We start from the raw sequence: 7,064 nt of genomic DNA on the forward strand, positions 1-7,064 counted from the left end.
AAAAAATTAGTATTTTTATTTATCCTTTACGTTCATTGGTAAATGATCAATATCAAAGAATTCATAAGAAAATGGCTTTATTGGGATTAAAAGTTTCCCGGGCTCAAGGTGCCTTGAATTTGGGTAAAAGAAAACAATTTTTTTGTGATTTGGAACAGGGAAAAATTGATATGATTTTAACTACTCCTGAATTTCTTTATTTTCATCTTGATAAATTTAAACAATGTGCTTCTAGAATGGGTTTTTTTGTCATTGATGAAGCCCATCATTTGGCCAAAAGTAATCGCCTAGGCTATTGTCAATTAGCACACTGTTGGCAAGAATTAAATAAACCTTTAGTGCTTGCTGCTACGGCAACTGCTGCGGTAGAAACAGCACAGTTAATTACAAAGATTTTTGCACCAATGCAAATGGTGACGGAAAATTATTGCAGGGAAAATTTGCAGATTATTGATCAGCGTCGGCAAAAAGATAAATTAAAATATTTATTAAAATTAATTGATAGTGGAGAACGAATTATAATTTATATGAACAGTCGCCGTCGGGTATATCAATTGGCAGAAAAATTACGTTTTTATCATCAGGGTTTAAAAGAAAAAATAGGTTTTTATCATGCTGGTTTAAATAATAAAGAGCGTTTTTGTTTAGAAAAGTCCTATCGGCAGGGTGAATTACAGGTAATGGTAACTACCAGTGCCTTTGGCGAAGGGATTGATATTCCTGATATTAGGCATGTAGTTTTATATCATTTGCCTTTTTCATATGGGGAATTTAATCAATTGGCCGGCAGGGCAGGTCGTAATCATGAGTCTGCCTATATTCATTTGTTATTTAATGAGGCTGATCGTGCTTTAAATGAATTTATTTTACAAAGAGGGGCTCCTTCGCGGGCGGTTTTAGCCAAGGTTTATCTTTTTTTACTGAAACAGGCTCAATTAAAACGGCCTTGGTCGGAGGTAATACGAAATTTACCTGTTGAAATGCATAAACAGGGAATTAAATATTTCTCTTCAGCAACTACGGCTACTGCTTTGGTTATTTTGGAGGAATTGGGCCTATTAGCTTGTGAAGATATGAAGTCCTGTACTTTACTTCCTGCTCCATCGGAAAAACTGGATTTAGCCATTTCGCTTTGTTATTCTGAAGGCAAAGATGAGTGGGAGGAATTTCAGGATTTTGCCAATTTTGCATTAACTATGGATAAAGAAGTAGTTCTAAAAATGATTAATCAACCTATTTTTCCTCAAGCAAGGGAGTCACTTTAGGTGGTGAAAGGATGTTAAGACAGGATTTGTTTTCAGAATTACAAAAACAGATTAAACAGCACTACTCCAAAAAAGAAGTGAATTTAGTTAATCAAGCCTATCAATTTGCTTTAAAAGCACATGGTGGTCAAAATAGAATTTCGGGGGAACCCTTCATTGTTCATCCTGTAGCAGTAGCTCAAATTTTAACTGATTTGGAGTTAGATTTGCCTACTATAATTGCGGCCCTTTTACATGATGTTGTTGAAGATACCAGTGTACCGCTTGAAAAAATTACGGAAGTATTTGGCAGCGAAATTGCCCTTTTAGTTGATGGGGTTACCAAATTAAGTAAATTGCAATTTCGCTCTCAAGAGGAACGACAAGTAGAGAATTTACGTAAAATGTTTTTAGCTATGGCTAAAGATATTCGGGTCATAATGATTAAGCTAGCTGATCGTTTGCATAATATGCGCACCTTAAAACATCAGACAATAAATAAGCAAAGGGAGATTGCTGAAGAGACTTTAGAGATTTTCGCTCCATTAGCTCATCGTTTAGGGATTTTTACGATTAAATGGGAATTGGAGGATTTGGCTTTTCGATTTTTAAAACCAGAAGAATATAATTGTTTGGTTAAAAAAATAGCGATGCGCCGCCAAGAAAGGGAAGCCTATATTGAAAAAGTAATTGAACATTTAAAAACTAAATTACGAGCAGCACGTATAAATGCTGATATACAAGGTCGTCCCAAACATTTCTACAGTATTTATCAAAAAATGCAGGAACGAGAAAAGGAATTAGATGAAATCTATGATTTGATTGCTGTTCGGGTAATAGTAGATACGGTAAGGGATTGTTATGAAGTTTTAGGAATTATTCATACCCTTTGGACTCCTATTCCCAGACGCTTTAAAGATTATATTGCTATGCCTAAACCAAATATGTATCAATCACTACACACAACGGTAATGGGTCTGGCTGGGGAGCCTTTTGAAGTACAAATACGAACACAAGAAATGCACCGAACAGCTGAATATGGGATTGCCGCCCATTGGAAATATAAAGAAGGGTATCAAAAGGGAAGTACGGAATTGGATAAAAGGCTTGCCTGGTTAAGACAGGTCTTGGAATGGCAAAAGGAAGTTAAAGATACCAAAGAATTTATGGAACTTTTAAAAATAGATGTTTTTTCGGATGTTGTTTTTGTTTTTACACCTAAGGGGGATGTCAAGGAATTACCTGCTGGTTCTATTCCACTGGATTTTGCTTATCGTATTCATTCTGATGTGGGACATAGTTGTGTCGGCTGTCGGGTAAATGGTAAAATGGTTCCTTTAGATTATGTTTTAAAAAATGGTGATATTGTAGAAATCATCACTGCTAAACATTCAAGTGGGCCTAGTCGAGATTGGTTAAAAATGGTGAAAACTTCTCATGCCAAAAATAGAATAAGGTCTTGGTTTAAAAAAGAAAAAAAAGAAGAACATTTTCAATTGGGTCGGGAAAATCTTGAAAAAGAATTTAAAAAACAAGGTTTTGAAAATATAAAAATAAAACAGGAATGGTTGGCGGAATTAGCTCCCCGCTTCGGAAAAAGTCAGGCAGATGATCTTTTGGTAGCTGTTGGTGAAGGAGCATTAAGTGCTTATCAAGTCTTTACGCGTTTACGAGATGAATTTTTGCCTGTGGAAAAACAATTGCCTAAAGTAGATTTAGCCCAATTACAAAAGGGTTTACAAAAAGAGGCACGTACCTATCAGAGAACTTATGGAATAAAGGTCAAAGGTGAAGAGGGGGTTTTAGTTAGATTAGCCCAGTGCTGTCATCCTCTTCCCGGTGATGAGATAATTGGTTATATTACTCGCGGTAGGGGTATTTCGGTACATCGGGCTGATTGTCAAAATATCAATAATTTAACACCACAAGAAAAAGGACGTTTAATTGAAGTTGTTTGGGCGGTGACTGCGGAAAATGTTTATCAGGTGGAATTAGAAATTCAGGCTTTGGATCGACCACAATTAGCTCTGGAAATTATGAGTACTTTGGTAGAAATGAAAATACCTCTTAATTCTATAAATGCTCGTACGGCTAAACATGGTCGAGCCATAATTAATTTAATTATTGAAATTAGGGTTACTAAACAATTATCCTTGTTAATAAATAAACTAAAAAATATCAGGGATGTTCTTGACGTATTTCGTAAATAATTGGGGGGAGGGTGTTTAATGCGTGTGGTTGTGCAAAGGGTTAAAACAAGTGCTGTTTCTGTAAAGGGAACAACAGTTGGTCAAATAGATAAAGGATTATTGGTTTTTTTGGGGGTGGGAGCTGGGGATACGAAAAATGATGTAGATTATTTAGTACGAAAAATTATTAATTTACGTGTTTTTGAAGATCAAAATGGGAAATTAAATTATTCCCTCCAAGACATTAAAGGGGAAATGTTAGTTGTTTCTCAATTTACTCTTTATGGTGATTGCCGTAAGGGAAGACGACCTAGTTTTTCAGGTGCGGCTTCCCTGGAAAAAGCAGATGCTTTATATCAGGAATTCGTTCAGCAGGTTAAAAGTGCTGGTATTAAGGTGGCTACTGGTGTTTTTCAAGCTGAAATGTTGGTTAAAATTGAAAATGAAGGACCACTTACTTTACTTTTAGACAGTAACAAAAATTTTTAAATAGGGGTTGAAAAAAATGCTGCGAATCGAAATGTTGGAAGTAGGACAAATTGAGGCTAATTGTTATTTAGTATATGATGAACAAACTCGGGAAGCATTGGTTATTGATCCTGGGGCAGAGGGAGAACGCATCCAAAAAAGAATCGAGGTATTGGCTTTAAAGGTTAAATATATTATTAATACACATGGTCACTTGGACCATATTGGGGCCAATGGGTATTTAAAAGAAAAAAATCGGGAAGCAGAGATCTGTATACATCGAGGAGATAGTGAAATGCTTACTGATCCGCGAAAAAACATCTCCTTTTATTTTGCCGGGAAGGAAATTGATGGACCACCGGCAGATCGTCATCTAGAGGCCGGTGAAGTTTTAACTATTGGTACTTTAAACTTTAAAGTTTTGCATACACCTGGACATACTTTAGGGGGAATTTGTTTGGTTGGGGAAGGTGTCTGTTTTACGGGGGATACATTATTTGCCGGTTCTATTGGACGCACAGATTTGCCGGGGGGGTCTTTTCCCACTATAATTAAAGCTATTAAAAATGAGCTCTTTGTTTTAGATGAGGAGACTGTCGTCTATCCCGGACATGGGCCTCAGACTACCATTGGGCATGAAAAAAAGACTAATCCTTATTTTAGGTAAAAAATGATTAGAGTAAAGGTGTTTTCCCCTTCTACAGATCAGGTGCGGATAGTTAAGGAGGTACTGCGGATTTATTTTCCGCGCCTCAAAGAAATTGATACTACTAATTTTTTAATAAGTTCCAATTATTTTTCCGGTACTGTTAAAGCTGATAAAAAAATTAATCTTTATTTGGAAAAACAAACTTCACCTTTAGTGATAAAGGTAAAATTGGAAATGGATGATCAAGTTTTTTTTCATGAAGAAGTGGCAAAGCCTCCTTTTTTTTCGGAGGAAGAAACTAATCGTGCCAGACGTTTACTTCGTTTAGCTTTACAGCAGATATTTAGTTTGGCTAAAATTATTAAACCTAGTCCTTGGGGTATTTTAACTGGAGTAAGGCCTTTGAAAATTGTACAGCGTTTTATGGATGATGGTATAACACCGGAAAATATTTTGAACCATTTAATCAAAGATTATGCACTTGAGGAACGCAAAGCAAAATTGCTGTTGGAAATTGCCTATCGGCAGAGACCCTTTTTGCCTAAGGAAAAAAGGAATTTGGTAAGTCTTTATCTAGGTATCCCTTTTTGTCCAACTCGCTGTTATTATTGTTCCTTTCCTTCGTTTTCCCTTGACAGATGGGGCTATTTACTAGCAGATTATTTGCAAGCCTTGGAAAAAGAAATTATTGGTTTGAGCAAGGTTTTACAAGAAAAAGAAATAAAAGTACAAACAGTATATTTGGGGGGTGGTACACCTACCATTTTATCGGCGGGACAACTGGCTAAACTGTTAACAGTTGTTCAAGATAATTTTGCTTTTGTTCCTGATAGGGAATTAACTGTAGAAGGTGGACGACCTGAAACACTCACCCGGGAAAAATTGGAGGTTTTAAAAGCCCATCAAGTAACACGTTTGAGTATTAATCCTCAAACAATGCAAGCCGTGACCTTGGAGCGAATTGGCAGAAAGCATAGTTGTGAAGACATTATTACAGCTTATCATCTAGCAAGAGAATTTGGTTTCCCGGTCATTAATATGGATTTGATTATTGGTTTACCTGGTGAAAAACGGGTAGATTTAGATAAAACTTTAAATGAAATTCTTGCTTTACGGCCTGAAAACATTACTGTTCATGCCTTAGCCTTAAAAAGAGCTGCCTATTATCGTCAAGAAAAAATTGACCTGGTATTACCAGCCGAAGGGCAAGCTATGTTGGACTTAGCTCATACTAGGTTGGCAAAAGCCGGTTATTTACCTTATTACCTTTATCGCCAAAAGGAAATTTTTGCTCATGGTGAAAATGTCGGTTATAGTTTACCGGGTAAAATCTGTCTTTATAATTTATTAATGATGGAAGAAAGACAGACTATTTTAGGTTGTGGTGTAGGTGCAAGTAGTAAATTTGTTGATTTGGAAACAAACTTTTTAGAAAGTATTTATAATCCTAAAGATATTTTGTTTTATTTACAAAGAGTTGATGAGTTACTGCAGCGAAAAGTTGACAACCTGCAGACAGTTTTATAATCTAAATTAGAAGTAAAAGGAAGGTTGTGTAACTATGTTGACCATGAGACCGCGGGGAACAAATGATCTTTTGCCAGAGGAGTTGGAAAAATGGCATTATGTGGAGCAAATTTTACATGATATTGCTTTTTTATATGGTTATCGGGAAATTCGCACACCAATTTTTGAACATACCGAGCTTTTTCAGCGCAGTGTGGGGGAAAGCACTGATATTGTGTCTAAAGAAATGTATACTTTTCTAGATCGAGGTAAGCGTTCTTTAAGCTTGCGGCCGGAGGCTACTGCTTCTACTGTACGTGCTTTTTTAGAAAACAAATTATATGCTGGTCCTTTACCGGTTAAATTATATTATTTGGGTCCTATGTTTCGTTATGATCGCCCTCAGGCGGGACGTTATCGGCAATTTCATCAATTTGGGGTGGAGGCTTTTGGGTCTAATGAGCCAAGTTTAGATGCTGAAGTAATTGCCATGGCCTGGGATATTTATCTCCATTTGGGTTTAACTAATTTAACTTTGGAATTAAATAGTGTTGGCTGTCCAAAATGCCGTAAAGAGCATGCGGAAAAATTAAGGGCTTATTTACAAACAAAATTGCAGGACTTATGTACAGACTGTCGAGAACGTTTTGTAAAAAATCCTTTACGGATTTTAGATTGCAAACAGGCTATTTGTCAAGAAATAGTGAATGAAAGTCCTCTCCTAGAGGAAATGCTTTGTAGTGAATGTAAAAGTCATTTCCAAAGTGTGCGGGAATATTTAGAACTTTTGGAGATTCCTTATGTTTTAAATCCCCGCTTAGTGCGGGGACTTGATTATTACACTAAAACGGCTTTTGAAATCATGGTTCCGGAAATTGGGGCCCAAAGCTCTATTGGTGGTGGTGGCCGCTATGATCAGCTAATTTTAGAATGTGGGGGGCCTGATTTGCCGGGTATTGGTTATGCTTTGGGTTTGGAAAGGATTTTATTGGCTATGGAAAGTCAGGG

General features: G+C 36.5%; 6 protein-coding genes. All 6 read left to right on the top strand.

What is annotated here, in order from left to right; all coding sequences use genetic code 11:
- A partial coding sequence (locus GX687_01390) for a DEAD/DEAH box helicase (protein HHX96104.1) occupies positions 1 to 1,265 on the top strand: 1,265 nt, incomplete at its 5' end.
- A gap of 11 nt (positions 1,266 to 1,276) precedes the next feature.
- The gene (locus GX687_01395) at positions 1,277 to 3,454 is read left to right on the top strand and encodes a bifunctional (p)ppGpp synthetase/guanosine-3',5'-bis(diphosphate) 3'-pyrophosphohydrolase (protein HHX96105.1); all 2,178 of its coding nucleotides are present in this window, start codon (positions 1,277 to 1,279) and stop codon (positions 3,452 to 3,454) included.
- Between the two features lie 18 nt (positions 3,455 to 3,472).
- Positions 3,473 to 3,922 (top strand): D-tyrosyl-tRNA(Tyr) deacylase, encoded by a 450-nt coding sequence (locus GX687_01400; protein ID HHX96106.1) that lies wholly within the window; start codon positions 3,473 to 3,475, stop codon positions 3,920 to 3,922.
- A 19-nt stretch (positions 3,923 to 3,941) separates the two neighbouring features.
- Positions 3,942 to 4,568, top strand: a complete 627-nt coding sequence (locus GX687_01405; GenBank protein HHX96107.1) for an MBL fold metallo-hydrolase — start codon at positions 3,942 to 3,944, stop codon at positions 4,566 to 4,568.
- Between the two features lie 3 nt (positions 4,569 to 4,571).
- The gene (hemZ, locus tag GX687_01410; protein HHX96108.1) at positions 4,572 to 6,077 is read left to right on the top strand and encodes a coproporphyrinogen dehydrogenase HemZ; all 1,506 of its coding nucleotides are present in this window, start codon (positions 4,572 to 4,574) and stop codon (positions 6,075 to 6,077) included.
- A 34-nt stretch (positions 6,078 to 6,111) separates the two neighbouring features.
- Positions 6,112 to 7,064 (top strand): histidine--tRNA ligase (locus GX687_01415; protein HHX96109.1); only part of this gene is annotated, 953 nt, incomplete at its 3' end.

Source organism: Clostridia bacterium (genome assembly GCA_012841935.1).
Lineage (GTDB): Bacteria > Bacillota > Peptococcia > DRI-13 > DTU073 > DUTS01.

Coding starts and splice junctions, on each gene's coding strand:
- GX687_01395 (HHX96105.1), top strand. CDS start 1,277: ATGTTAAGACAGGATTTGTTTTCAGAATTACAAAAACAGATTAAACAG.
- GX687_01400 (HHX96106.1), top strand. CDS start 3,473: ATGCGTGTGGTTGTGCAAAGGGTTAAAACAAGTGCTGTTTCTGTAAAG.
- hemZ (HHX96108.1), top strand. CDS start 4,572: ATGATTAGAGTAAAGGTGTTTTCCCCTTCTACAGATCAGGTGCGGATA.